Origin of the sequence: Streptosporangium sp. LJ11, assembly GCF_051918945.1 — a bacterium.
GTDB lineage: Bacteria > Actinomycetota > Actinomycetes > Streptosporangiales > Streptosporangiaceae > Streptosporangium.
The window spans coordinates 248,402-273,611 of sequence record NZ_JBPXMB010000012.1 but is presented as its reverse complement, the minus strand read 5'-3'; the positions used below and the strand labels follow the sequence as shown (position 1 = coordinate 273,611).

The 25,210-nt window shown below is 71.9% G+C and carries 19 protein-coding genes; 10 read left to right on the top strand and 9 right to left on the bottom strand.

Annotated features, from left to right (window positions below; genetic code table 11):
* Positions 1 to 118 precede the first annotated feature (118 nt).
* From ACTOQ3_RS19910 to ACTOQ3_RS19900, 3 genes are all read right to left on the bottom strand, one after another.
* A complete protein-coding gene (locus tag ACTOQ3_RS19910; protein ID WP_440084864.1) occupies positions 119 to 3,157 on the bottom strand; it encodes a DEAD/DEAH box helicase in 3,039 nt (1,012 codons plus the stop codon).
* 419 nt (positions 3,158 to 3,576) lie between these two features.
* Positions 3,577 to 4,386: an ABC transporter permease gene (locus ACTOQ3_RS19905; protein ID WP_440084859.1), complete on the bottom strand. Its 810-nt coding sequence runs from the start codon at positions 4,384 to 4,386 to the stop codon at positions 3,577 to 3,579.
* The gene (locus ACTOQ3_RS19900; RefSeq protein WP_440084858.1) at positions 4,383 to 5,369 is read right to left on the bottom strand and encodes an ATP-binding cassette domain-containing protein; all 987 of its coding nucleotides are present in this window, start codon (positions 5,367 to 5,369) and stop codon (positions 4,383 to 4,385) included. The genes ACTOQ3_RS19905 and ACTOQ3_RS19900 overlap by 4 nt, the downstream gene beginning before the upstream one ends.
* A gap of 242 nt (positions 5,370 to 5,611) precedes the next feature.
* On the opposite strand from ACTOQ3_RS19900, the gene ACTOQ3_RS19895 reads away from it, so the two are divergent.
* A complete protein-coding gene (locus tag ACTOQ3_RS19895) occupies positions 5,612 to 6,220 on the top strand; it encodes a PH domain-containing protein (RefSeq protein WP_440084857.1) in 609 nt (202 codons plus the stop codon).
* Entirely contained in the window at positions 6,217 to 8,145 is a 1,929-nt protein-coding gene (locus tag ACTOQ3_RS19890; RefSeq protein WP_440084856.1) for a PH domain-containing protein, read from the top strand. The genes ACTOQ3_RS19895 and ACTOQ3_RS19890 overlap by 4 nt, the downstream gene beginning before the upstream one ends.
* 57 nt (positions 8,146 to 8,202) lie before the next feature.
* Here the strand turns inward: ACTOQ3_RS19890 and sepH are convergent, their stop codons facing one another.
* From sepH to ACTOQ3_RS19875, 3 genes are all read right to left on the bottom strand, one after another.
* The gene (sepH, locus tag ACTOQ3_RS19885; RefSeq protein ID WP_440084855.1) at positions 8,203 to 10,149 is read right to left on the bottom strand and encodes a septation protein SepH; all 1,947 of its coding nucleotides are present in this window, start codon (positions 10,147 to 10,149) and stop codon (positions 8,203 to 8,205) included.
* A gap of 597 nt (positions 10,150 to 10,746) precedes the next feature.
* A complete protein-coding gene (locus ACTOQ3_RS19880) occupies positions 10,747 to 12,060 on the bottom strand; it encodes a D-arabinono-1,4-lactone oxidase (protein WP_440084854.1) in 1,314 nt (437 codons plus the stop codon).
* 138 nt (positions 12,061 to 12,198) lie between these two features.
* On the bottom strand, positions 12,199 to 13,389 hold the full coding sequence (locus ACTOQ3_RS19875; protein ID WP_440084853.1) for an MFS transporter: 1,191 nt from the start codon (positions 13,387 to 13,389) through the stop codon (positions 12,199 to 12,201).
* Positions 13,390 to 13,515: 126 nt separating this feature from the next.
* Between ACTOQ3_RS19875 and ACTOQ3_RS19870 the strand changes: the two genes are divergently transcribed.
* Positions 13,516 to 14,916 carry a lytic murein transglycosylase gene (locus ACTOQ3_RS19870; protein ID WP_440084852.1) on the top strand — a complete coding sequence of 467 codons (1,401 nt, stop codon included), beginning with the start codon at positions 13,516 to 13,518 and terminating at the stop codon, positions 14,914 to 14,916.
* 125 nt (positions 14,917 to 15,041) lie between these two features.
* Here ACTOQ3_RS19870 and ACTOQ3_RS19865 read toward each other — a convergent pair whose 3' ends face one another.
* Positions 15,042 to 16,019 carry a ferrochelatase gene (locus ACTOQ3_RS19865; RefSeq protein ID WP_440084851.1) on the bottom strand — a complete coding sequence of 326 codons (978 nt, stop codon included), beginning with the start codon at positions 16,017 to 16,019 and terminating at the stop codon, positions 15,042 to 15,044.
* 93 nt (positions 16,020 to 16,112) lie between these two features.
* On the opposite strand from ACTOQ3_RS19865, the gene ACTOQ3_RS19860 reads away from it, so the two are divergent.
* Together ACTOQ3_RS19860 and ACTOQ3_RS19855 are read left to right on the top strand one after the other, a co-directional pair.
* On the top strand, positions 16,113 to 18,134 hold the full coding sequence (locus tag ACTOQ3_RS19860) for a prolyl oligopeptidase family serine peptidase (RefSeq protein WP_440084850.1): 2,022 nt from the start codon (positions 16,113 to 16,115) through the stop codon (positions 18,132 to 18,134).
* A 214-nt stretch (positions 18,135 to 18,348) separates the two neighbouring features.
* Complete coding sequence (locus tag ACTOQ3_RS19855; RefSeq protein WP_440084863.1) at positions 18,349 to 19,083, top strand: inositol monophosphatase family protein; 735 nt, start codon at positions 18,349 to 18,351, stop codon at positions 19,081 to 19,083.
* Between the two features lie 144 nt (positions 19,084 to 19,227).
* On the opposite strand, the gene ACTOQ3_RS19850 is transcribed toward ACTOQ3_RS19855, so the two are convergent.
* The gene (locus ACTOQ3_RS19850) at positions 19,228 to 19,392 is read right to left on the bottom strand and encodes a hypothetical protein (protein ID WP_362681299.1); all 165 of its coding nucleotides are present in this window, start codon (positions 19,390 to 19,392) and stop codon (positions 19,228 to 19,230) included.
* A gap of 222 nt (positions 19,393 to 19,614) precedes the next feature.
* On the opposite strand from ACTOQ3_RS19850, the gene ACTOQ3_RS19845 reads away from it, so the two are divergent.
* From ACTOQ3_RS19845 to ACTOQ3_RS19825, 5 genes are all read left to right on the top strand, one after another.
* A complete protein-coding gene (locus ACTOQ3_RS19845; protein ID WP_440084849.1) occupies positions 19,615 to 20,268 on the top strand; it encodes a response regulator transcription factor in 654 nt (217 codons plus the stop codon).
* A gap of 80 nt (positions 20,269 to 20,348) precedes the next feature.
* Positions 20,349 to 21,674: a sensor histidine kinase gene (locus tag ACTOQ3_RS19840; RefSeq protein WP_440084862.1), complete on the top strand. Its 1,326-nt coding sequence runs from the start codon at positions 20,349 to 20,351 to the stop codon at positions 21,672 to 21,674.
* 272 nt (positions 21,675 to 21,946) lie between these two features.
* Positions 21,947 to 22,246, top strand: coding sequence for a DUF4193 domain-containing protein (locus ACTOQ3_RS19835; RefSeq protein WP_030914836.1), 300 nt, complete (start codon positions 21,947 to 21,949; stop codon positions 22,244 to 22,246).
* A gap of 81 nt (positions 22,247 to 22,327) precedes the next feature.
* Positions 22,328 to 23,284 (top strand): hypothetical protein, encoded by a 957-nt coding sequence (locus ACTOQ3_RS19830; RefSeq protein WP_440084848.1) that lies wholly within the window; start codon positions 22,328 to 22,330, stop codon positions 23,282 to 23,284.
* 55 nt (positions 23,285 to 23,339) lie between these two features.
* Complete coding sequence (locus ACTOQ3_RS19825) at positions 23,340 to 24,788, top strand: alpha,alpha-trehalose-phosphate synthase (UDP-forming) (protein WP_440084847.1); 1,449 nt, start codon at positions 23,340 to 23,342, stop codon at positions 24,786 to 24,788.
* A gap of 118 nt (positions 24,789 to 24,906) precedes the next feature.
* Here the strand turns inward: ACTOQ3_RS19825 and ACTOQ3_RS19820 are convergent, their stop codons facing one another.
* Positions 24,907 to 25,203: a DUF4235 domain-containing protein gene (locus ACTOQ3_RS19820; protein ID WP_362681287.1), complete on the bottom strand. Its 297-nt coding sequence runs from the start codon at positions 25,201 to 25,203 to the stop codon at positions 24,907 to 24,909.
* Between the last annotated feature and the right edge of the window lie 7 nt (positions 25,204 to 25,210).

Here is a 25,210-nt window from a genome sequence, read left to right as displayed (position 1 = left end):
ACGGCGCACGCCGACGTGAATGCGGCGATCAACATCTTGAGGGCAGGGCTTGCCCTTCGCGACGTCGCGCAAGCGGCCTAGCGAGAAGCCGCTCCCTTCAGGGAGCGGAGGAGTCACGTCAGCTCACCGCCCCGGGACCGAGCCGGAACAGCTCGCGCAGCTGGTCGGTGGACAGGTCGGTGATCCAGTCCTCGCCGGTGCCGACCACGCTCTGGGCGAGGGCCTTCTTGCGTTCGATCATCTCGTCGATCCGCTCCTCCAGCGTGTCAAGGCAGATGAACTTTCTGACCTGGACGTTTCTGGTCTGGCCGATCCGGAAGGCCCGGTCGGTCGCCTGGTCTTCGACGGCGGGGTTCCACCAGCGGTCCACGTGGACGACGTGGGTGGCGGCGGTCAGGTTCAGGCCGGTGCCGGCCGCCTTGAGCGACAGCAGGAACAGCATCGGCTCGTCGTCGTTCTGGAAGCGCTCCACCAGCGCGTCGCGTTTGCCCTTGGGCAGCCCGCCGTGCAGCCACAGCACCGGCCGGTCCAGGTGGGCGGCCAGATAGGGCTGCAGCAGGGCGCCGAACGCGGCGTACTGGGTGAAGACCAGGGCCTTGTCGCCCTCCTCGACGATCTCCTCGGCCAGCTCCTCCAGCCGGGCCAGCTTGCCCGACCGGCCCGCCAGCCGTGAGCCGTCCTTCAGCAGCTGGGCCGGGTGGTTGCAGACCTGTTTGAGCTTCGTCATGGTCGCCAGCACGTTGCCACGCCGCTCGATGCCGGTGGAGGCGTCGATCTTTCCCAGCATCTCCCCGGTCACGGCCCTGTACAGCTCCGCCTGCTCCGGGGTGAGCGTGCACCAGACCTTCATCTCCTGCTTGTCCGGCAGGTCGGAGATGATCGAGCGGTCGGTCTTGAGCCGCCGCAGCACGAACGGGCCGGTGGCCCGCTTCAGCGCCGCGGTGGCGTCGGGGTCGCGCCGGGTCTCGATCGGCTCCTGGTAGCGGGTCCTGAACCGTCTGGCCGGGCCGAGCAGTCCGGGGTTGCAGAACTCCATGATCGACCAGAGCTCCGCCAGGTGGTTCTCCACCGGCGTGCCCGTCAGCGCCAGCCGGGTGCGGGCGGGAATGGACCGCACCGCCCTGGACTGCTGCGCCGAGCTGTTCTTGATCGCCTGCGCCTCGTCGCAGACCACCCGCTCCCACCCGAGTCCCGCGAGCGCCCCCAGGTCCCGCAGCGCGGTGCCGTACGTGGTGACGACCAGGTCGGCCTCCCGCACGGCGGCGGCCAGCTCCTCGTCGCGCCTGCGCGTGCCGCCGTGGTGGACGTGGACGCGGAGCGACGGGGCGAACCTGGACGCCTCCTTCTGCCAGTTGCCGATCAGCGACATCGGGCAGACCAGCAGCGTCGGGGCGGGCGTACCGGTCTCGCGCTCGGCCAGCAGGAGCGAGAGGGTCGAGATGGTCTTCCCGAGGCCCATGTCGTCGGCCAGGATGCCCCCCAGGCCGAGCCCGGACAGGAAGCTCAGCCAGGACAGGCCGCGCTCCTGGTAGGGGCGGAGGGATCCGCGCAGCGCCCGGGGCGTGGCGACCGGGGTGAGACGGCGGTCGGCCTCGCCGGAGAGAAGGTCGCCCAGCAGGCCGTCCGCGTCGACCGCGATCAGCCGCAGCCTCTCGTCGCCGCCCTCCACGACCTCGCGGATCACCTCGCTGACGGTCCTCTCTCCGCCGCCGCGCTGCTCGATCACCTTCAGGGCGGCCTTGACCTGCTGGTCGTCCAGCTCGACCCACCGGTCCTTGACCCGCACCAGGGGGATGCGGAGCCCGGCCAGCCCGGCCAGCTCCTCCGCGCCGATCGTGTGGTCGCCGACGGCGACGTCCAGCCGGAAGCTCACCCTCCCGCCGAGGCCGGACCCCCCGCCCCCGCCCCCGCCGTCGCCGGTGAGCGTTCGGGTGGTCAGCTTCAGGCCCAGCCCCTGCCGTCCGGCCCAGGCCGGCAGCCGTACGCCGTATCCCGCCGCTCTGAGCATGGGCGCGCCGTTGCGGAGGAACGAGAACGCCCACGCCGTCTCGACCGTCAGGGCGACCGGGTCGGGGGCGCGCAACGCGACGTAGAGGTCGGGATGAAGGCGTACGGCCCGGCCGAGGTCGGCGCGGATCAGCTCCTCGGGCCGCTCGGGCAGCCACGGCGCCCGCTCGCCGGCCCGGATCCGCTCGGCCGACAGATACCGGGCGGGCCCGCGGTCCGCACGCCCCCGGCCGGTCCCGCCCTCCTCGCCGCTCCCGCCGCCTTCGCGTTCCCGGTCTCCCGGGTGCTTCCCGCCGCTTTCGCCTTCCCGGTCTCCCGGGTGCTCCTCGCCGTTTTCGCATCCCCCGCCGGGGGCGGTGTCCAGGTCATCCGCCGGGGCGAGGCCGAACTCGACCCTCCAGGAGTCGCCGTCGTCGGCGGGTTCGATGAGCCGGAAGCAGACCCTGACCGGCCCGTCCAGCTCGTGTGCCGACGTGAGCCAGCCGGTCAGGGCCTCGCCGAGCTCCGTGACCTCGTCCTGTCGCGCACCGGGAAGCGAGGCGTCCTCGCCGGTCAGCGCGTACAGCCAGCGGTCGGGCAGGGCGGTCTTGAGGCCGGGACGGTTGCCGAGGATCAGGCGGTCGGGCAGCGACAGCCGCGCCGCGCCGTCGACCAGGCCGTCCAGCACCTCGCCCAGCACCTCCCTGGCCGGTCTCTCGCGCACCGCCGCCCTGCACACCGGCGGCATCGCGCCGGCGAGACCGGGCAGCGCGGCCAGGTCGGCGCCGGTCAGCACCGGGCGCCAGCGGGCCGCGTGGACGTCGCCCTCGAAGGCGAGCTGGGGCAGGATCCGGCCGCGCCGGACCAGGCCGCGAGCGTGCTCGGCGACCACCGCGAGGTAGCGCAGCGAGAGGGCGGGCTCCCAGGCGAGATCCTCGGCGCCGCCCGCGCTCCCGGCGGTGAGACCGGCGGGGACGCTGCCGAGGTCCGACAGCGAGCCGAGCAGGCCGAGCGCGCCGGTCGGCCGGAACAGCAGGGCGGGGACCCGCCAGGCGGAGATCCTCGGACTCCGGGCCCGGCTCGCCAGGCCGGACTCGGGAGAGGGCAGCGGGCCCGAGGCCGAACCGGGAAGCAGGACGACCAGCTCCCCCTCGACGGCCGTGGTGTTCATCAGGGTCACAGCGCTCCCGGCGCTCCCGGCGCTCGTGACGCCCGGGATACGCGCGACGGCGGGGACGGCCGTGGCTCCAGAGGTGCCCGTGACGGCCCCCTGGAGGCCCGTCCCGCCCCCGCGGCCCCCGCCCGCGCCCCGGGGGAGGGCCCCACCTGAAACTTCGCTTAGGGGCTCATTCGCGGCTTCTTTTGATAAATCCCCCGAAACGCCACCAAGGGCGGCGGCCAGCGCGGTCGTGGACGCCGCGAAGGGGTGCGGGCGCAGGGCGGCACGGGAGACGGAGGTGGGGGTCTGGGCGGTGTCCTCCGCCCAGACCCCCACGAACCCGTTCACCCACACGCCATGGACCACGAGCACGTGACCACCCCTGGTTCTTCGTCAGCGGGCGTCACCCCCGAGCCCGGCCTGCCGACAGACTAGACGTGGCTGCGGAATGCGCGGATCGCCAGCGGGGCGAAGACCACGGCGAAACCCGCGGCCCAGAGCAGCGAGAAGAAGGTGGCCTGGCCGACGTCGCCGCCGATGAGCAGGCCGCGGATGGCGTCCGCCAGATGCGTGACGGGGTTGATGTCCGACCAGGTCTTCAGCCAGGACGGGAAGGTGGCGGAGGGCACCAGCGCGCTGCTGGTGAAGGTGAGCGGCATCATCGTGGAGAAGGAGATCATCTGCACCTTCTCCGGGCTGGAGGCCTTCAGGCCGATCAGCACCGACATCCAGGACATCGCCAGGGCGACCACGACCAGCAGTGCCAGCGCACCCAGCAGGCCGAAGACGCTGGTGGTCACCCGGAAGCCCAGCACCATGCCGAAACCGATCAGCAGGGCGAACGCCCACACCTGCTTGACGGTGTCGGCGATGATGCGCCCCGACAGGGGCGCGGTGCGGGCGATGGGCAGGCTGCGCAGCCGGTCGAAGACGCCCTTGGTGATGTCGGTGTTGAGGCCGATCGCGGTGGACAGCGTGTAGAACAGGGCGTTCTGCACGAGCAGGCCGGGCAGGGCGAACTGCAGGTAGTCGCCGGTGGATCCGGAGATGGCGCCACCGAAGACGTAGGTGAACAGCAGCAGGAACATGATGGGCTGGATGCTCAGATCCAGCAGCTCCCACGGGTTGTGCTTGATCTGGACGAGGCTGCGCCAGGCCAGTGTCATGGTCTGCTGCAGCGTGGCCAGGGGAGTGACGCGCTTGGCGGCCACCTGCGGGATGGTCGTCGTCAGCGTGGTCATGCGAAGATCTCTTCTTTCTGAGGGGTGCCCTCGTCCTTGGGGTCGCTCTCGTCGTCCGGCAGGCGGCCGGTGAGGGACAGGAAGACCTCGTCCAGGCTGGACTTGCGCAGCGCGAGCTCCGAGGCGATGACGCCCTGGTCGTCGAGGAGGCGCACGATCGCGGGGACGACGGCGGGGTCGTGGACGGGGGCGGTGGCCCTGCCCCCGTCGAGGTCGGGCGCCTCGCCCAGCACGTCGGCCATGATCTTGCCCACCAGGTCGAGGTGCTCGGCCTGCAGGGGGCGCACCTCCAGGACCTGGGCGCCGGTGGTCGCCTTGAGCTGGTCGGAGGTGCCGGAGGCGATGACCTTGCCGTGGTCGAAGACGACGATGTCGTCGGCGAGCTGGTCGGCCTCCTCCAGATACTGGGTGGTGAGCAGCACCGTGACGCCGTCGGCCATCAGTCCGCGCACCACGCTCCACAGGTCGGTGCGGCTGCGCGGGTCGAGCCCGGTGGTGGGCTCGTCAAGGAAGAGCACCTGGGGGCGGCCGACCAGGCTGGCGGCCAGGTCGAGGCGGCGGCGCATGCCGCCGGAGTAGGTCTTGGTGGCACGCCCGCCGGCGTCGGACAGGTCGAAGCGCTTCAGCAGCTCGCTCGCGCGTGCCCGGGAGTCGGCACGGGTCATGCCCAGCAGGCGGCCGATCATCATCAGGTTCTCGACGCCGGTGAGCATCTCGTCGACGGCGGCGTACTGGCCCGTCAGGCCGATCAGCGAGCGCACCTGGTGTGCCTGGCGCGTCACGTCGTAGCCGCCGACGCTGGCGGTTCCGGCGTCGGGACGCAGCAAGGTCGCCAGGATGCGCACCGCGGTGGTCTTGCCCGCCCCGTTGGGGCCCAGCACGCCCAGCAGCCGCCCCTGTGGCACGACAAGATCCACCCCGTCCAGCGCGCGGGTCTCCCCGTAGCGCTTCACCAGGCCCTCGGCCTGGATCGCATAGGTCATCGCTCGCACCTCTCAGTAATCATCGGACCTCCAGCATGCACTGCGGCACCGACACTTTTTGAGCCTCAGCTGGGGCGGAGACGGGGAAACCTTGGTTGATCGCCGAAATGCGGCCGGCGGGGGGCGTCCTGCCGAGGCGCCCGTTTCCGGCCCGCCGCGCCGCTCTCCCCGAGGCCCGGAGGAGTTCCTTCCGTGACGCCGCCGGAACGCCCCGCCGGGACAAGAGCGTTTAGGCTGACAGCGTGAGCGACCGAGCCGATGAGCACAGTGCCGCCTCCGAGGAGGCCCAGGCGGCCGGTCTGCCGGGTGAGCGCCGCGCCGGCGCTCCCGGGCGCACCGGCGTCTCCCTGCGCGCCCCCGCCAACCCGGTCTCCCGCAAGGCCATCCTGCTGTGGCTGCTGGAGGGGCTGTTCTGGTCCGTTCTCCTGGCCGGGGGCTCCTTCTTCCTGGCCGGATGGATCGACGAGGACCCGTGGTCCTGGCTGCCCGGGTGGGTGCTCGACAACATCCGGTGGCTGCCGTGGCTGGTGGTGGTGCTCCTGGTCCCCGGCACGCTCATCGAGCCGTTCTGGCGGTACGCCGTGCACCGGTGGGAGCTCAGCGGAGACGTCGTCTACGCCCGTTCCGGGTGGCTCAGCAGGGAATGGGTGTTCGTCCCCGTCAGCAGGATCCAGACGGTCGACAAGGCGCAGGGCTGGTTCGAGCGCCTGCTGGGCCTGGCCACGGTCGAGATCCGCACCGCCTCCCACGCGGGCTCGTCCACCATCAAGGGTCTTGAGTACGAGGTCGCCGCCGGACTGGCCGAGAGCCTCGCCCGCCGCGCGGAAGAGCTCAGGGACGACGCGACATGACCGAATCCTCCGACTCCGGCCGCCCGCCGGCCGGATCCGACCCGCAGGCCGGGCCGGACGCTCCCGCGGCGGCCGCGTGGGCCGCCCCCGACGGCGGCGCCCCGGGTTCCCCCGGTGGCGGGCCGGGCCACCCGCCCGTCCAGGGTGGCGACGGGCCGGGCCTCCCCCATGTGCCCGGCGGTGACGACGGGCCGGGCCTCCCGCGCGTGCCCGGCGGTGACGTGGCCGGTGCGGGAGCCGTGCCGGAAGGGGTCCCGGTCCCGCCGGGCGCGGAGGGTACGGGAGGCGTGCCGGCGGAGAGGACGCCGACGGAGAGGCCCCTGCGGCTCAGCCCGAAGGTGCTGCTGACCGATCCGATCAGGATGCTGCCCTCGCTCCTCCTGCCGCTGGCCGGTGTCCTGTTCCTCGGCGGTTTCTCCCTCGGGTCGTTCGGGTGGGCGGCGATGGCCGTCGTCGGCTCCGTCGTGTTCGCGGCCGTGCGCTGGGCCACCTTCACCTACCAGATCGTCGGCGACAGGCTGGAGCTCACCCGGTCACTGATCAGCAGATCGGTGCGGACGATCCCGCTGGAGCGGATCCGCGGCGTCGACGTCAGCGCCCCGCCGCTGCACCGCCTGCTCGGCATCGCCGTCCTGCGGATCGACACCGGCGCGGGCGGAGACGAGAAGCAGGAGGGCGAGCTCGACGGGGTCACCGTCGAGGAGGGGGAGCGGCTCAAGGCCGTGCTGCTCTGGCACGCGCGCGCCCGGACGGCGAGACGTGTCCAGGCGCGCGGGGCGGCTTCGGCGGCCGGGGCCGCCTACGGTCCCACCGAGCTCACCGCCGGCGTGCCCGGGACGTCCGACGTGCCCGCCGGGTCGCGGAAGGGAGCCGCCGGATCCTCCGCTCGCCACGAGGTGGGCGACACGACCCCCGACCGGGTGTTCTTCGTGATGCCGCGGAAGTGGCTCGCGTACGGCCCCCTCTCCGGCGCCTACCTGCTGACCCCGTTCGCGCTGGTGGCCGGTGCCGTGGGCCTGGCGTTCCAGTGGGGCAGCGAGTTCAGGATCGACAGGCGGGTCGTGGTGAGTCTGGGGGAGTGGATCTGGCAGCACCCGCCCCTGCTCGTCGTGGCCGCGGTGCTGCTGGTCCTGGCCATGCCGGTGATCGCTGTGATCATGTACGCGGTGTTCAACTGGGACTTCACCCTCCGCGCGAGCGAGGGATACCTGATCGCCGGGCGCGGTCTGGTCACGCGCAGGAGCGTGTCGCTGGAGCGGCGCAGGGTGCGGGGGTTCGAGTTCGTCGAGGGACCGGCCGAGCGCCGGGCGGGGCTCGGCCGCGCGTGGGCGATCGTGACCGGTCTCGGCGACTCGGAGACCCGGGGCCAGCTGATGCCCGTGGCCCCGAGGGACGTCGTGCTCGACGTGGTGGGCGAGGCGGTCGGCCCGATCGCCACCGGGCTGCGGCCGCACCCGCCGGCGGCGCGCAGGCGCAGGCTGTTCCGGGCGATCTTCCCGTGGGCGGTGATCGCCGCCTGCACGGTGCCGGCCGCCCTGCTGTGGTCGGGGCTCTGGTGGGCGCTCGCGGCGCCCGCCCTGCTCCTCGCGCTGCTGGGCGTACCGCTCGGCCTCGACCGGTACCGGTCCCTCGGTCACACGTACGACGGGAGCCGCCTGTCGGTCCGGTCGGGGTCGCTGCGGCGCTCCCAGGCGGTGGTGGAGGAGCGGGCCGTGGTCGGCTGGACCCTGAGCCAGACCTGGTTCCAGCGCCGCGCCGGCCTGCTGACCGTGACCGCGGGCGTGGGGGCGGGCACCGGCGGCTACGCGGCCCTCGACGTCGGCGAGGCCGAGGGGCCCGCCTTCGCCGCCGAGGTGACTCCCGCCTGGCTCACCCCGTTCCTCATCCCGGACGCAGCCGCTCCGGACGCCGCCGCGGGCGGCTGACATACGACGAGGCGGGGACGACCGGTGGCCCGGTCACCCCCGCCTCGCGCGGTGCGGTCAGTCCTGGCGGCGAGCGCCGAACATGATCTCGTCCCAGGTGGGCACGGACGCGCGCCGTCCCCGGGACTTCTTGGCAGGCCGCGCCGGAGCCGGTGCCGGCTTCGGCGGCTCCGCGGGCTTCTCCGCCGCGGGCTTGTCGACCTTGGTCTCCTGCATTGCCCCCGTGTCCCCCTGTGTCTCTTGCCTGCCCGGCTCGGCCTTGGCCCGCTCGTCCACGCTGACGCGCGCCGCCGGTACAGCTATCGAACCCTCCTGGGCCGATCCGGTCTCCGGCGCGGGTTCGGAGGCGGGGGTCTCCTTCGCCGCGACGGTCTTCTCCGCTTTCGCGGAAGCCTGCTCGACGGTCTTTCCGGCAGCGGGGGATCGCTGGTCGGCGGGGCCGGACGGGACGGCGGCCGGAGCGGGTTCGGCCGGCTCGGGCGTGGCCGCCGCGGGGGGCGGCGAGGGCTTCGCGACCTCGGCGACCTCGGGAGTCTTCACGACCTCCGGGGTCTTCGCCACCTCCGGTGCCCGCACGACCTCCGGCGCCTTCGCCGCCGCGGGCTCGGCCACGGTCTCCGGCCCGGCGACCGCTTCCCCGGGAGGAGCGGCCGGTCCGTGCTCGGGAGACGGCTCCCGCGGGATGACCTGCTCCCCCGCGACTTCCCCCGCGGCGGCGGATCCGTGCGCGGCGGGCGCCGGTTCCGGCGCGGTCACCGCGGGAGGTTCGGCCGCCGTCGCGGCGGGCTGCGGCGCTGGGACGGGCCGCGGCGCGACGGGCGCCGGAGGCTCCGGCTCCGGGGCGGTGAGCGGCTCGTACGCGGCCGGTGTGACCGGCTCGTACGCGGCCGGCTCGTACGTGACGGGCTCGTGGGCCGCCGGTGTGACCGGCTCGTACGGGGGCGGGTACGGGGCGAGGGGCTCGGGCAGCACCGGCTCGGGGGGCCTGACCCGCGTGACGGGATCGGCACCCTGGGCCGCGGGGGAGGCGGGCTCGGGGGCCCTTTCCTGCTGGTGTCCGGCCGGGTCGGGAGCGCGCAGCGGCGGCACCGACACCCTCGGCGCCTCGTATCCGGCGGGAAGCGGGGGCATGGGCGGCTGCTGGTAGGCGGCCGGGGACGCCGAGGGCGCCGAGGGCGTCGAGGGCGTCGAGGGCGTCGAGGGCACGGCCGGCGCGGAAGGCGTCGAGGACGCGGGGGGCACCGAGGGCGCCGAGGGCTCGACCTGGGCGTAGGCGGGCCGGGGCTGGACCGGGGCCTCGTGCCGCAGGACCGAGGGGAAGGCCACCGGTGGCTGGTTCAGCGGCTCGGGTGCCAGCGGCGGCACCGGCGCGAGCTTGGCCACGCGCGGAACGAACGGCGTGACCGTGGTGTCCTCGAACGGCTCGACGTCCTCGCCGCTGGACAGCCGCAGCGCCTCGTCGTCGTGGGGCGTGATGTGGCGCCGGCGCGGGTCGAAGAGCCACTCGGCGTTGCGCGTGTGACCGTTCCACACGAAACCGAGCTTGATGCGCCACATGTTGTCGTCCCGCTTGGCGGAGTCCCACTCGATCTCGTCGGCGGGGACGCCACGGCGGGTCAGCCGCTCGGCGACCAGGTCGCCGAGGGTGGGACCGGGAGCGGAGTCGCCGGGCAGGCGTACGGCGCAGCGCTGCGCCTGCTGTGCCATGTACTCACGTTCCTGGAGCACGGGGCCCTCGAACCACCGCACGCGCTCGACCGGGATTCCCGCCGTGTTGGCGATCTCCTCCGCGGTCTCGCCGGCACGGATCCGGGCCTGGATCTCCTTGGGGCGCAACGGACTCTCCACTTCGATCTCGTACTGGCCGAGACGGGAGAAGTTGCCGCGGACGGCAGCACGGAGCCGGTCGTCGACGGGCAGCGTGAACCGGGTTCCCCGGCCGGCTGTCGCCAGCACGAGATAGGTCCCGTCCTCACTCACCGCGACGAGTCGGAGCTCCTGCATGCGAGTCCCTTCGTCGTCGTGCTCAATCTTCCCCCGGACCCTTGAGTCTCTCGCGTGTGCCGGTTGCCTGCCAGCACCGTACCCGGCATGTCCGAACATCGCCTTCCTGGATGGGGCTCGCAGCGATGTGACGCCGGTCACATTTGCTCCATTCATCTAATTACAGGGCACCGGTCTGGAGCAGCAACTTCGGGGTCCTGAAGGGATTCTCACGGATAACACCGGGAACCGCTGCGGACTTCCACCAAGAGCCGGGAGATGGCGGTGAGGCCGGTCCGCCGGTCCAGGGCGGGTATGCCGCGATTGCGGCGATGTGCGGGGGCCGGTCGTCGCGGTCCGTGACGACGGGACGCGGCGGCGGCTGACATGGACGGCGGGAGAAGGTCATCTCCAGTGGACTCCCTCGGGGTCGAGTGGCACGGGCGTCTGCGAATCTGCCCCTCGTGCGCGCCAGGGAACGACGGGACACGCGGACGCGTCGCTCTTCGAGCGAGCCTTTGCGTCACCCTTTACCGAAAGCTGGCGAGAAGCGGCCGATTCGGGGGAACGGGGCGCGGCCCGGGGATCGTGGGACGGGGAGGCGGAGGACGCCGTCCCTCAGCCCAGGACGGTGTCGAGGTGGTCGTTGGCGAAGGCGCGGCCCGGGTCAAGAACATCCCGTACCGCTAGGAAGTCAGCGAAACGGGGATAGACCTGTGCCAGGTAGGCCGCGTCGCGGGTGTGCAGCTTGCCCCAGTGCGGCCGGCCGCCGAGCCTCGTCATGATCTCCTCGACGCCCTCGAAGTAGGCCGGGTTCGGTGTCGGCCGGTAGACGTGGCAGGCGAGATAGGCCGAGTCCCTGCCGTAGGCGGTGGACAGCCAGGCGTCCGAGGCCGGGGTGACCCGCACCTCGATCGGGAAGCTGATCTTCCAGTCCCGCCGTCCCAGCAGGTCGCGGACCTCACGGAGGGCCTGGGAGAGGTGCTCGCGCGGGATGGCGTACTCCATCTCCAAAAAGCGCACCTCCCGCACGCTCGTGAAGACCCGGTGCGAGGCGTCGGTGTGGGCCGAGGCCGACAGCGTCGTGGCCGAGAGCGCGTTGAGCCGGGGGATGGCGCCCGGATAGCGTCCGCCGACCCCGCACAGCGCGCCGAACAGGGTGTTCTCCATGAAGTGGTTGTCGAGCCAGTACCTCAGCGCGGCCGGGGGCCGGGCCGGGCCGGGGCTGCGGTTGTTGCGCTTGGTCAGGCAGGTGTCGGTGTGCGGCAACCAGAAGAAGTCGAGGTGCTCGTTGCCGGCGACGAGCGCGTCGAGGGAGCCGAGGATCGCGGTCAGCGTCATCGGCTCCCGGACGCTGCGCAGCAGGAAGGCGGGTTCCACCCGGAAGGTCACCGCGGTCACCACGCCGAGCGCGCCCAGGCTCACCCTGGCGGCGTCGAACAGGTCCCGCTCGGCCACCCCGCGGATCTTCCCGTCGCCGTCGTCGCGGACCGTGACGATCTCCCCGTCGGCGAGCACCATCTCCAGCGCCAGCACCTGGTCGGCCATCCCGCCGACGTCCCTGCCGGTGCCGTGGGTGCCGGTCTGGATGGCCCCGGCCACGGTCTGGGCGTCGATGTCGCCCATGTTGGCCAGGGCCAGGCCCATCCGGTGCAGCTCCCGGTTGAGCGCGCCGACCGTCGTCCCGGCCTCGGCCGTCACCCAGCCGTCGCCGCTCTCGCGGATCCCGGTCAGCGCGCCGGGACGCAGCAGGAGGCCGTCGGTGAGCGCCACCGGGGTGAACGAGTGGCCGGTGCCGGTCATGCGTACCCGGCGGCCCGCCGCGGCGGCGTCCCGCACGGCCCGCGCGACCTCCTCGGCGGAGGCGGGCGCGCGGACCTCCGCGGGGGTGGCGGACTGGTTCCGGGCCCAGTTGCGGAAGGTCTCGCCCATGGTCACTCCTGCCCCTCGGGCGACACCCGGCCGTCCGGGGACGCCGACGCCCCGCTCGGGGGTCCCGCCCGGGATCAGGTGGGTCGCCGCCGGTTCACGTTCGTGTGGTTCGCCAGCGAATATGAACGATACTCACGATCACTGCTGGGCGACAGGGGTTCGCAGCCAGGCGGAGCCGCCGACGCCGATCGTCACGGCCAGCAGGGCGCAGGCGAAGGAGAACCCGTAGGCGTTGGAGGCGCCGAACGCGTCGGTGAGCCTGCCCCCCACCCCCGCGCCGATCGCCACGCCGAACCCGACCGAGGTCGAGATCCACGCCATGCCCTCGGTGAGCAGGCGGGCCGGGACCAGCCGCTCGGTCAGGCTGTAGCCGGTGATGACGGTCGGGGAGATGGCCAGCCCCGCCAGGAACAGCGCGCCCGCCATGACCCTGATGTCGCCGATGAGCATGATCGGGGTCAGGCCCACCGCGAACATCGCGAGAGAGCGGACGAACCTGCTGCTCAGCGGGATGTTCCACTGCCGCGCGCCGTACCAGAGGCCGGAGACCAGGCTCCCGCCGGCGAACGAGGCGAGCAGCAGCCCGGCCGCGGCCTTGGAGCCCTGCTCCTCGGCGAACGCGACCGTGATCAGGTCGACCGATCCGAACACCGCTCCCATCGCCAGGAAGACGCACGACATCAGGGCGACGCCGGGAATGGTGATCGGGGTGCCCGAGCCGGTCTCCCTGGGGCGGACGGGCGGCTCCGTACCGCGCTGCAGGGCGAAGGCGATGGTGCCCACGATCGTGCAGGTCAGAGCCACGATCAGGCCCGCGTACGGGTTGATCACGGTGGCCAGGGCGGTGACCAGCGCCGGGCCCGCGACGAAGATGACCTCGTCGGCCACCGACTCGAAGGAGAACGCCGTGTGCAGCCTCGCCGACCCGGCCAGCAGGTGCGACCAGCGGGCCCTCACGAGCGAGCCGAGCGAGAGCGCGGTCGCGCCGACCACGACGCCGGTGGCGAAGAGCGTCCAGCGGGGGGCGCCGTACTCGGCGCAGAGCATCAGGCCGGTCAGCGTGGCGCCGTGCGCCAGCGTGAGCGGGATGACTATTCTGGCCTGGCCGAACCTGTCCACCAGGCGTCCCGACAGCGGGGCCGCGACGGCGAAGGAGACGCTGACGGTGGCCGCGACCGCCCCGGCCGTCGCGTAGGAGCCGGTGAGTTCTTTGACGAGCACCATGATGCCGATGCCGAGCATCGACATCGGCATCCGCCCGAAGAACCCCGCGACGACGAAACCCTTGACGCCGGGCGTGCTGAAGAGCCCCCGATACGGCCCGACCACGGATGATCCCCTTGCTGTTCTGCGCGCGTGGAAACAGGCCGACGATTTCGCACAGAGCCACCGATCGACAAGTGATTTTCCGGGCAACGGCTCACGACACGGTCCGTTGGAGCTAACGTGAGCGCGGTGTCACGTCTTCCCGGGTTGCGGTTGTTCGTCCCACTAGTAGTGGTCCTGACCGCCCTCCTCGCCCTCGGCGGCGTCGCGCTCGCGGTGATCAACGCCGGTCGCCCCTCCGCTCCCGCGGCCTCCGCGGCCTCCGGCGGGAGCGCCGTCGTGGAGTCCCGCATCCGGGACCTGTCGGCGATCGCGCCGGTGGCCGGCCCTCCCACGGTCCCGGCGGGCTCGGCGAACCCGAATCCGAACCCCGACCTGAATCCGGACGCTCCGGCCGGAGAGGACCCGGACCCGCGGAACCCGGACCCGGAGAACCCGGACCCGCGGGATTCGGGCTCGCGAGACCCCGCCTCCCCGGGACCGACCCCCGGGCCGGAAGCCGGGCAGACCCCCGTCCCCGAACCGGGGACGACGGGAGCCCCCGGACTCGCCTCCACCCCGCCCAGGCTGCTGGTCATCTCCCCCTCGACGCTGACCGAGCAGACCAAGGAGGACATCTCCCGGCTCAAGTACGTCCAGAAGATCGACTCCTTCGACGGCGGGGCGGTCAAGGTCTCCGGGGTCGGCCTCAACCTCATCGCGGTCGATCCGGCCCGCTTCCGCGCGTGGGCCCCCAGGGCCGTCGCCGAACAGCAGGGGATCTGGAACGCCCTCACCAGGGGGGAGTTCGTCGCCGACAGCGCGGCGGCACGCCGCCTCGGACTGGTCCTCGGCTCGGAGTACCAGGTGGACGGCGGCCCCCGGCTGCGGGCCGCGGCCTCCGCCGGGTTCGGCCTGCCCGGCGTGGACGGCGTCGTGGGGGAGGAGACCGGCCGCAGGCTGGGCCTGCTGCCGGGCGTGGCGCTGCTCGTGCACAGCTCGGAGAAGGCCGCGGGCGTCCTCAGGACACGGGTGGGCAGGCTGCTGGGCCCGGGTTCCCAGGTGGTCGCCGTCGGCGGCGCCCGTACGGTGAAACCCACCCTGAAGCCCACCACCGGCGCGACGACCGGGAGGGCGGGCGCCGGCCGGGTGCGGCGGGTCGCGGTCGGCAGGCCGGGCAGCTACCTGGAGCTCTACCGCAAGGCGGCCGGAGTCTGCCCGGGGCTCTCCTGGACGGTCCTGGCCGCGATCGGCCAGGTGGAGAGCTCACACGGGCGCAACAACGGCCCCTCCTCGGCGGGCGCGCAGGGACCGATGCAGTTCATGCCCGCCACCTGGAAGGCCTACGGGGTGGACGGCGACGGCGACGGCATCGCCGACATCTGGAACCCCTACGACGCGGTCCCCGGCGCGGCCAACTACCTGTGCGCCAACGGGGCGGGCCGGGGTGGCAAGAAGCTGGAGAAGGCCATCTGGTTCTACAACCACTCCTGGTCGTACGTCGCCAAGGTCATGGGCATCTCCCGCGGCTACGCCGCCGCCTACCCCTGAGGCGCCCGCGCCCGTCTCCGGGGCACCCGCGACCGGCCGGCCGCGCCCATGACCGCTCGCGGCCCCGTGACCGCCCAGAACCCCGCCACCGGGTTGAAAGCGCGTGACCACCTGTGGTCGCGCGGTCACCCTCGGCGGCGCGGCGGGGCCGGGCAGCAGGTGGCCGCGCACGCGACGGGCTCGGGCTCGGCGAGCAACTCCCCGACCATGGAGACGAACCGCGGGTGGGTGCCGGCCGTGGACGCCCTGACCAGCGGCAGGCCGATCTTCCTCGCCGTCTCCGCGGCCTCCACGTCGAGGTCGTAGACGACCTCCATGTGGTCGGAGACGAAGCCGATCGGCACCAGCACCACCGCCGGGGCGTCGACCTCCAGCAGGTGGTCGCAGACGTCGGGTTCCAGCCACGGGATGTGCGGGGCGCCGCTCCGGCTCTGCCAGACCAGGTCCCACGCCCTGCCGTCGCCGCCGTCGCCGCCGCTCACCTCGGCGGTGACCAGCGTCGCCGCCCGGCGCAGCTGCGCCTCGTACGCCCCGCCGCCGGGTCCGGCCGTCGCGGCCATCGAGGTCGGGATGCTGTGCGCGGTGAAGACCAGCCGCGCGGAGTCCCGGAGCCCGGCGGGCAGCCGGTCCAGGGCCTCGCGGGTGCGGTCGGCCATCGCCGCGACGAACCCGGGGTGGTCGAAGTAGTGCCGGAGCTTGACGACCTCCGGGGCACCCTCGACCGCGGCCCTGGCGAGCGCGATGTCGTCGATGTACTGGCGGCAGGCCGAGTACGAGCTGTAGGCGGCGGTGACGAAGGCCGCGGCCCTGCGCACGCCGTCGGACGCCATCCGGCGGAGCGTGTCCTCCAGGTAGGGATGCCAGTTGCGGTTGCCCCAGTAGACCGGAAGGCCGATGGTCGGCTCCACGGCCGCGATCAGGTCGCGGCACTGCTGGTTGATCGGGCTGGCCCCGCCGAAGCGCTGGTAGTGCGCCTCGACCTCCAGCAGCCGCTCACGCGGGATCCCCCTGCCCCGGACCACGTTCTCCAGGAACGGCATCACGTCGTCCGGCTTCTCCGGTCCCCCGAACGAGACGACGAGAAGCGCGTCGTAATTCCCCATGGCATTCATCAAACCGCATGCCGGGGTGTCCTCTTGCCTGGTCACCTCGAGTAGTTCGTTATCAACAAGGTTTGTGGATGCATGTTCGGATGCATGTTCGGAGACGATCGCCGAGGTAGGTTCGAAACCGTGACCCCATTTAACGACATCCGCGATTATGTCGGCGTGCCGCGGGTGGCATCCCTGCGGCTATCCCTCGATGGAACGCGCTTGGTCAGCGTGGTGCAGGCGCTCAATCCCGACGGAAAATCCTACGGGACCTCCCTGTGGGAGATCCCTCTCGACGGCCGCCGGCCGTACCGGCTGACCAGATCCGTCAAGGGCGAGGCGGGGGCCGCGTTCACGCAGGACGGCGACCTGCTCTTCGGCTCGCGCCGGCCCGACCCGACCGTCAAGGAGGCCGACGAGGAGGTCCCCGCGCTCTGGCTGCTGCCCGCGGCGGGAGGCGAGGCCCGGCAGGTCGCCTCCAGGCCGGGGGGAGTCACCGGATTCGTGACCGGCGGGAGGACCGTGGTCTTCGGCTCCGACGTGCTCCCCGGCGACGAGGCGGGCGAGGCCGAGCGGCGCAAGACCCGCAAGGACGCGGGGATCAGCGCGATCCTGCACGAGAGCTACCCGGTGCGCTACTGGGATCACGACCTCGGCCCCGGAGAGCCCCGGCTGTTCGCGGGCACCCTGGGCGACGGCGAGCGGCTGACCGAGGTCAGGGACCTCACCCCGCAGCCGGGCAAGGCGCTGTCCGGCCACAGCGCGTGCGACGTGACACCGGACGGCTCCACGGTCGTGACGACCTGGGGCGTGTCGATGCCGCGGGGCGAGCTCCGCTTCGAACTGGTCGCCATCGACACGAACGACGGCGGCGCCCGGCGGATCCTGGCCGCCGCGGACGAGCACGACTTCGACGGGCCGGTCAAGATCTCCCCCGACGGGCGCCTGGTCGCGTGCGTCAGGAACAACCACGCCGACATCGACCGGATCCCCGAGAGCACCCTGTGGATCGTCGACCTGGCCACCGGAGAGGGCCACCCGGCGGGCGGCGCGCTCTGGCCGTCCGACATCGCCTGGGCGCCCGACTCCCGCTCGCTGTTCGTGGCCGCCGACGACCACGGCCGCCGCCCGATCTTCCGGGTCCCGGCCGACGGGTCCGCGCCGGAACGGCTCACCTCCGACGACGCCGCCTACTCCTCGCTCAACGTCGCGCCCGACGGTGCCGTCTACGCGCTGCGCAGCGCCGTGGACGCTCCCGCGGCCCCGGTCAGAGTGGCCCCGGACGGCGTGGTCGGGAAGCTCGCCTCCCCCGCCCCCGAGCCGGAACTGCCCGGCACGCTCACCGAGGTCACCGTGACCGCCGACGACGGCGCGGAGATCAGGGCCTGGCTGGTGCTGCCGGAGGGCGCCTCGGCGGAGAACCCCGCCCCGCTCCTGCTGTGGATCCACGGCGGCCCGCTGTCCAGCTGGAACGACTGGTCCTGGCGCTGGAACCCGTGGATCATGGCCCAGCACGGTTACGCCGTGCTGCTGCCGGATCCGTGCCTGTCCACCGGTTACGGGCCGGACATGATCCGGCGCGGCTGGGCCGACTGGGGCCCGCGCACCCACGCCGACCTGATGGCGATCACCGACGCCGCCCTGGAGCTGCCCCAGGTCGATCCCGCCAGGACCGCCGCCATGGGCGGCTCGTTCGGCGGATACATGGCCAACTGGGTCGCCGGGCACACCGGCAGGTTCAAGGCGATCGTCACCCACGCCTCGCTCTGGAACCTCGACCAGTTCGCCGGCACCACCGACGCGTCCATGTACTGGCAGCGCGAGTTCGGCTCCCCGGGAACCAGCCTGTACGCGAAGCTCTCCCCGCACCTGTCGCTGGAGAACATCTCCACCCCGATGCTGGTCGTCCACGGGGACAAGGACTACCGGGTGCCCATCGGGGAGGCGCTGCGCCTGTGGTGGGACCTGCAGCGCTCGGAGGTGGAGTCGAAGTTCCTGTACTTCCCCGACGAGAACCACTGGGTGCTCAAGCCGGGCAACGCGGTCGTCTGGTACGAGACCGTTCTGGCCTTCCTCGCCCAGCACGTCCTCGGGCGCGAGTGGAAGCGCCCGGAGTCGCTGTCGTGAGCCCGGCGCGGCGAGCGGGGGTCGCCGTGCGGCGGGAGCGGCCACCGAGGACCCGGGGACGGGCGGGACGGGCGGGGAATGCCGTACCCCCGGCTGGGCATATGGGGGCGGCGGGTGCCATCGTGGACCCGTTGGAACGAGTGAGGAGCGGATCGTGGACAGCGCCGTGACCTTCGGCCGGCTGGCGGAGGAGATCGCCAGGGAGGCCGGCGAGATGCTGCTGGCCAAGCGGCCGCCCCGTCCCGAGGTGCTGGCCACCAAGTCCAGCCCGACCGACGTGGTGACCGCCCTCGACCGGGCCTCGGAGGAGCTCATCCGAGACAGGATCAAGGCGGTCAGGCCCGACGACGCGATCCTCGGCGAGGAGGGCGGTCCCACCGGCGAGGGCAGGGTCCGCTGGGTCGTCGACCCGATCGACGGGACGGTCAACTTCCTGTACGGGGTACCGGAGTGGGCGGTCAGCATCGCGGTCGAGGTGGACGGCGAGGTGATCGCGGGAGTGGTCAACGTCGTGCCCCGCGGCGAGGTGTTCACCGCCGTCAGGGGCGGGGGCGCGTGGCTGGCGGGGGAGCGGCTGAGCTGCAACACCGGCGTACCGCTGGAGCGGGCACTGATCGCCACCGGGTTCGGCTACGAGAGCGGGCGGCGCGAGGTGCAGGCGGAGGTGCTCCGCCACGTGCTGCCCAGGGTGCGCGACATCCGCAGGGGCGGCTCGGCCGCCTCCGACCTGTGCGCGGTGGCGGCGGGGCGGGTGGACGGCTACTACGAGCGCGGCCCCCAGTACTGGGACTACGGGGCCGGCGGTCTCATCGCCGCCGAGGCGGGGGCCAGGGTCGGCGGGCTGGAGGGCAGGCCGGCCGGCCCCGGTTTCACCCTGTGCGCGGCACCCGGCCTGTTCGAGGAACTGCACGACCTGTTGCTCCCGCTCGACCCGGAACGCGACGCCTGACCCCTGGGAGGGGGCGCCGGCGGTCCCCGGCTCCGGCCCGTGAGGGCTCCCGGCTCCCGGTCGACGGGGCTCCCGGTCGATGGGGGCGAGGGGAGAAGGGCACGAAAAAGCCCCCCGGCCGGTGGGCCGGGGGGCTCCTTCCCATCAGCGCTGGATGGGGACGCCGTTGTCTGTGGCCAGACGGTGGAGATCCTCGATCTCGGCGGTGAAGGTGTCGGCGAGGTAGTCGTCGCCGGAGGTCCTGGCCTCCTGCAGATTCCTGCGTGCCTGGTCGAGGCGGTGTTCGATTGTGGTGGTGAACTCGCCCATCTCACCTTCTTTCTCACGGGCTCATGGGGACGGAAGGTACCGCGATAGAGACTGGAACCGGCTGTACCCAGGGTGAACCACGAGCTAAACCTGTGTGTTTCCGACATCACACGGAGTGCCCGCTCCTGTGAGGGCCTTACCGTGTGCTTACAGGTGGTGAGGGGAGAATGGGGAGCCGGGCCGGCGGTTGCTCAGGGAATGTGACGGGAGGTGCCATAAGCCGTGCGAGTGCTTGTGGTGGAGGATGAGCGGGTGCTCGCCGACGCGATCGCGACCGGGCTCCGGCGCGAGGCGATGGCCGTGGACGTGGCCTACGACGGCGCCGGGGCGCTGGAGCGGACGGGGTACATCGACTACGACGTCATCGTCCTGGACAGGGACCTGCCCAAGGTTCACGGCGATGAGGTCTGCCGCCGCCTCGTGGCCTCCCGCACCGCGTCCAGGATCCTCATGCTGACCGCCTCCGGCGACGTCGACGACAAGGTCGAGGGGCTGGGGCTGGGTGCCGACGACTACCTGGCCAAGCCCTTCGTGTTCATCGAGCTGGTCGCGCGGGTGCGGGCGCTGGGCCGCCGTTCCGCCCCGGCGCTGCCGCCGGTGCTGGAGCGGTCGGGGGTCCGCCTGGACCCGGGCAAGCGGCTGGTGACCAGGGACGACACGGAGATCGCGCTCACCAAGAAGGAGTTCGCGGTCCTGGAGGAGCTGATGCGCGCCGAGGGCGCGGTCGTCAGCCAGGAGGACCTGCTGGACAAGGCGTGGGACGAGAACATCGACCCGTTCACCAACGTGGTGCGCGTCACCATGATGACGCTGAGGAAGAAACTGGGCGAGCCTCAGGTGATCGAGACGGTGCCCGGGGTCGGGTACAAGTTGTGAGCACTCCGGCAGACGGGGGAGACGAACGCCCGACGTTCGTCCCGGTGGGCGAGAACCGCGAGACGGTGCCGACCCACCCGATGATCAGCCCCCACTCCGAGCGGGGCGCCTGGAAGAGCGAGCGGCTGGAGTCCGGGCCCGCCGAGAGGGAGGGGAGAGCGGCCGAGCGGCCCCCGCCGCCGACAGGCGCGCCCATGTGGGACGGGCCGCCCCCGGTGGACGCCGCCCCGGCCGCGCGGACCCCGCTGGACCGGCTGCGGGCGATCGTGGACCGGCTCAGCATCAGGTGGCGGCTGACCCTCACCTACGCCGTGCTGTTCTTCACGGCCGGTGCCCTGCTGATGGCCGTGATCTACCTGATGGTGGGCTGGGCGCTCTACGGGGCGTGGCCGCCCTTCCCGTACGACGAGCTGAGGCAGGTCGTGGGGCCGGACATAGCGGCCAACTTCAAGCAGGAGTGGTACTGGCAGCAGCACGTCGCGATCACCGGGGCGCAGCGGGAGATGCTGGCCCGCTCGCTGCTCGCCCTGCTGGGAGTCGGCATCCTGGCCGTCATCATCGGCTACATCGTCGCCGACCGGGCGCTCAAGCCCATCCAGCAGATGACCGCCACGGCCCGCAAGCTGTCGGGCTCCACGCTCGCCCACGAGCGGATCGACCTCAAGGGGCCCGACGACGAGCTGAAGGAACTGGCCGACACCTTCGACGCGATGCTGACCAGGCTCAATGTGGCTTTCGACACACAACGAAGATTCGTGGCCAACGCCTCGCACGAGCTCCGCACCCCCCTGACGATCAACCGGACGGTCCTGGAGATCGCCCTGGGTGATCCGGAGGCGTCGGGTGACCTGAAGGCGCTGGGCCGCACGCTCCTGGAGGTCAACGCCCGCAACGAGCGCCTGATCGAGGGCCTGTTGCTGCTGGCCCGCAGCGAGCGCGAGCTGAGCGTGCGCAAGCCGGTGGACATGAAGGACGTGGCCGAGACCGTCGTCGACCAGCTCGCCACGCGGGCCGAGGAGGCCGGGGTCACCGTGGTTCCCGAGCTCCGCAACGCCGAGACCGTCGGCGATCCGGTGCTGCTCGAGCGGTGTGTGGCCAACCTGGTGGAGAACGCGATAAAGCACAATCTTTCCGATTCCGGACGTCTGTGGGTCAGGACGGGAATGGTGGAGGGTGCCTTGGTTGTTCAGGTGGCCAACACGGGGCCGCATGTGCCCGCGTACGAGGTGAACAGCCTTTTCGAGCCGTTCCGGCGGCTCAACGCCGACCGGGTCGACTCGGACAAGGGGGCGGGGCTCGGGCTGTCCATCGTCCGCGCGGTCGTGCGCGCCCACGGGGGCAACGTGACCGCCATACCCAGGGACGGAGGAGGTCTGGTGGTCACCGTGCGACTTCAGTCACGTTGATCCGGCGGGGGGCGTCTCGTTCACGCCGTACATGTGGTTGGATGTGCCGTCGAACACGGTGGTGCATGCCGCCGATGCTGTGGTTTACGCCATATTTGGCTAACCGTGGCCATTGGCAGTACGTCCCTCACGTGTAGGGAGGTTCAGTGACCATTCCGGCGGGGTACCGAAGCAGGAATCTCTCTGGCGGATCGGGCACAAGTCGTGCCTCTCGAACGTTACACACGCGCGAGTGAGCGCAGACAGATAGATGAGGGGGATGGAGCAGACCGATGGCTACCGATTACGACAGCCCACGCAAGACCGACGACGACCTCAGCGAGGACAGTCTTCAGGAACTGCAGGCCCGCCGTACCGACAAGTCCTCGGGCAGCATCGACATCGACGAGACGGATCTCGCCGAGTCGCTCGAACTGCCGGGCGCGGACCTGTCAAATGAGGAGCTCTCGCTCCGGGTGATTCCTCGTCAGGCCGACGAGTTCACCTGCGCGCGCTGCTTCCTGGTGCACCACCGCAGTCAACTCGCCGTTGAAAAGAACGGCCAGCAGATCTGCCGGGAATGCGCGGCTTGAGATGATTCCGATGGCCTGTCCGAGGTGTGCTCTTCCAGGTATGGGTAGGGCCTCAGGACAGCCTTGAGGAGGTTCCGAGACATGACGTCAGAGAACAGGCGGACCGGTGCCGCGCCGGACGACTCCACGGCCGGGGAGTCGGACGGCGCGCCTGATCACAAAGTGGCCGCGGACGGTGGTTCCGATCACGAGGGGGCCGCGGCCGGCGGGTCCGTCCGGAAAGTGCCCGTGGACGACGGTCCCGATCACAGGGGGGCCGCGGACGGCGAATCCGAGCGGGAGGCGGCCGCGGGCGGCCGGTCCGACCAGGAGGTGGCCGAGCTCGTCGGCAGGCTCGCCGAGCCGGGCGACATGGACGGGGCCGAGCGGCGGCGGCTGCTCGGCCGTCTCACGAAATCACTGGCGCGAGGGGCGAAGAGGGCCAAGGAGTCGGGAGAGGGCCGGGGCCGCTGGCTGACCGACGTGTTCATGGCCGTGGCGCCCCGCATCCCCATCCGCGACCTGCACACCCTTTCCGAGCATCATCACGGTCTCACCTCCGAGGCGCTCGCCGACGACCTGGTACGCACCGCGACCAAGGCGACCATGGCGGTCGGGGCCATCGGCGGGGCCGTCGCCGCCGCCGAGTTCGCCGCTCCTCCCCTCCTGCTCTCCGCCCCCGCCCAGCTCGTGGCCGAGACCCTCGTCGTGGCCGCGATCGAGGTGAAGCTCATCGCCGAACTCCACGAGGTGTACGGGATCCAGGTGCCGGGCACCGGCTCCCAGCGGGCCATGGCCTTCGCGATGGCCTGGTCCAAGCAGCGCGGTGTCGACCCCATGGCACCCGGGACGATGACCGTCGCCCTGGGCACCGCGGCCAAGACCGCCCTGCGCAACAGGCTGATGCGCACCCTCGGGCGGCACCTCACCACCTTCGGCCCGTTCCTCACGGGCGCCGTGGCCGGAGGGTTCCTCAACCGCGCCGCCACGAAGAAGCTCGGTGAGGTCGTACGGGCCGATCTGAGGGTCCATCGTGCCCTCCCGCCTGGGAAGTCATAGAAACCTCTCAAACGGGTAGTTAATTCAGTAAGCCCCCGACTACCTGGAGGAATCTGTGCTGGGCCGCAGCGCATTTGTGATCGTCGCCAACCGTCTCCCCGTCGACCGAGTCGGTGAGGACATGTGGCGGCGCAGTCCCGGCGGCCTCGTCACCGCGATCGCCCCCGTCCTGCAGCGCAGGGAGGGGGCCTGGGTCGGCTGGCACGGCGCCCCCGACGAGAACCTCGAACCCTTCGAACACGACGGCATGCAGCTCGTCCCCGTCCCGCTGTCCGAATCCGAGGTCGAGCTCTACTACGAGGGCTTCTCCAACGCCACCCTCTGGCCGCTGTACCACGACGTGGTCGCCGCCCCCGTCTACTCGCGGGTCACCTGGGAGGCCTACCGCACCGTCAACGAGCGCTTCGCCGAGGCCGCGGCCGCGGAGGCCGCGGAGAACGCCGTCGTGTGGATCCAGGACTACCAGCTCCAGCTGGTCCCGGCCATGCTGCGCAAGCTCCGCCCCGATCTGCGCATCGGCTTCTTCCTGCACATTCCCTTCCCGCCGGTCGAACTGTTCTCCCAGCTGCCGTGGCGGCGCGAGATCGTCGAGGGCCTGCTCGGCGCGGACATGGTGGGGTTCCAGCGCCCCGGTGGCGCTTCCAACTTCATCCGGCTCTGCCGCCGCCTGCTCGGTCTCCAGCACCACAAGCACGAGATCTACGTGGAGGACCGGGTGGTGCGTGCCGGGGCGTTCCCCATCTCCGTGGACTTCGGCGAGCTCGACTCCCTGGTCAGGGAGCCGCACATCATCGCCAGGGCCAGGGAGATCCGCGCGGAGCTGGGCGACCCCGAGTGCCTGCTGCTCGGCGTCGACAGGCTCGACTACACCAAGGGCATCGGCCAGCGCCTGAAGGCGTTCGGCGAGCTGCTCTCCGAGGGGGCGATCAAGCCGGGTGAGGCGGCGTTCGTACAGATCGCCACCCCGAGCAGGGAACGCGTCGAGGAGTACATGCGGCTGCGCGACTCGATCGAGCTCCAGGTCGGCCGGATCAACGGCGAGCAGGGGGAGCTCGGGCAGCAGCCCGTGCAGTACATGCACCAGTCGTACGGCCGGGACGAGCTCGCCGCGCTCTACCTCGCGGCGGACGTGATGGTGGTGACGCCGCTGCGCGACGGGATGAACCTGGTCGCCAAGGAGTACATCGCCTGCCGCAACGACCTGCGCGGCGCCTTGGTGCTCAGCGAGTTCGCCGGGGCGGCCGACGAGCTGCGCCAGGCGTTCATGGTCAACCCCTACGACGTCGACGGCCTCAAGCGGGCGATGCTGACCGCGATGCGGGCCACCCCGCACGACCTGTCACGCCGGATGCGGTCACTGCGCCGGAGGGTCTCCACCTACGACGTGGATCGCTGGGCGCAGGAGTTCCTCACCTCGCTGGAGTCCTCGGGGTCCACGGCGTCCACGGGTTCCCAGCTGTCCCCGGAGGCCCTGGAGTCATCGGAGACCCCGGAACCCTCCTGACCTCTCGCCGGGAACACCGGGAACACCGGGAGACACCGGGAGACACCGGGAGACACCGGGTGACACCGGGTGACGCGGCGTCGCCGCGGGGGGCACGGCCCCCGCGGTGTGGTCGCCGTCAGGTGGTGACGTCCCTGGCCGCGTCCTTCACGGCCTTCCACGCGTCGTAGCGCTTCCTGGCGGTGCGGGCGACCACGATCTGCGTCACCTGCATGCCGACCCCCATCACCACGGCGTAGCCGATCGCCTCGCCGAGGCTGATCTCCAGGGACTCGTTGTCGACGGGCGGCTTCCTGCCGGTGGCCTTCTCCCAGGCGAACCCGATGGCCTTCTTCGCCCCCCACGCGGTGGCGAGGCCCAGGAGGCCGCCGATGGCCCTCCACGCCATGTCCTGCTTCTCGGTCTTGTCGGCCATGTGGTCC

Bases quoted from the DNA above. Each gene is read 5' to 3' on its own strand.
- ACTOQ3_RS19910 (WP_440084864.1), bottom strand. From the start codon at position 3,157: ATGAACACCACGGCCGTCGAGGGGGAGCTGGTCGTCCTGCTTCCCGGT.
- ACTOQ3_RS19905 (WP_440084859.1), bottom strand. From the start codon at position 4,386: ATGACCACGCTGACGACGACCATCCCGCAGGTGGCCGCCAAGCGCGTC.
- ACTOQ3_RS19900 (WP_440084858.1), bottom strand. From the start codon at position 5,369: ATGACCTATGCGATCCAGGCCGAGGGCCTGGTGAAGCGCTACGGGGAG.
- ACTOQ3_RS19890 (WP_440084856.1), top strand. From the start codon at position 6,217: ATGACCGAATCCTCCGACTCCGGCCGCCCGCCGGCCGGATCCGACCCG.
- sepH (WP_440084855.1), bottom strand. From the start codon at position 10,149: ATGCAGGAGCTCCGACTCGTCGCGGTGAGTGAGGACGGGACCTATCTC.
- ACTOQ3_RS19880 (WP_440084854.1), bottom strand. From the start codon at position 12,060: ATGGGCGAGACCTTCCGCAACTGGGCCCGGAACCAGTCCGCCACCCCC.
- ACTOQ3_RS19865 (WP_440084851.1), bottom strand. From the start codon at position 16,019: ATGGGGAATTACGACGCGCTTCTCGTCGTCTCGTTCGGGGGACCGGAG.
- ACTOQ3_RS19860 (WP_440084850.1), top strand. From the start codon at position 16,113: ATGTTCGGAGACGATCGCCGAGGTAGGTTCGAAACCGTGACCCCATTT.
- ACTOQ3_RS19855 (WP_440084863.1), top strand. From the start codon at position 18,349: ATGCTGCTGGCCAAGCGGCCGCCCCGTCCCGAGGTGCTGGCCACCAAG.
- ACTOQ3_RS19850 (WP_362681299.1), bottom strand. From the start codon at position 19,392: ATGGGCGAGTTCACCACCACAATCGAACACCGCCTCGACCAGGCACGC.
- ACTOQ3_RS19840 (WP_440084862.1), top strand. From the start codon at position 20,349: ATGATCAGCCCCCACTCCGAGCGGGGCGCCTGGAAGAGCGAGCGGCTG.
- ACTOQ3_RS19835 (WP_030914836.1), top strand. From the start codon at position 21,947: ATGGCTACCGATTACGACAGCCCACGCAAGACCGACGACGACCTCAGC.
- ACTOQ3_RS19830 (WP_440084848.1), top strand. From the start codon at position 22,328: ATGACGTCAGAGAACAGGCGGACCGGTGCCGCGCCGGACGACTCCACG.
- ACTOQ3_RS19820 (WP_362681287.1), bottom strand. From the start codon at position 25,203: ATGGCCGACAAGACCGAGAAGCAGGACATGGCGTGGAGGGCCATCGGC.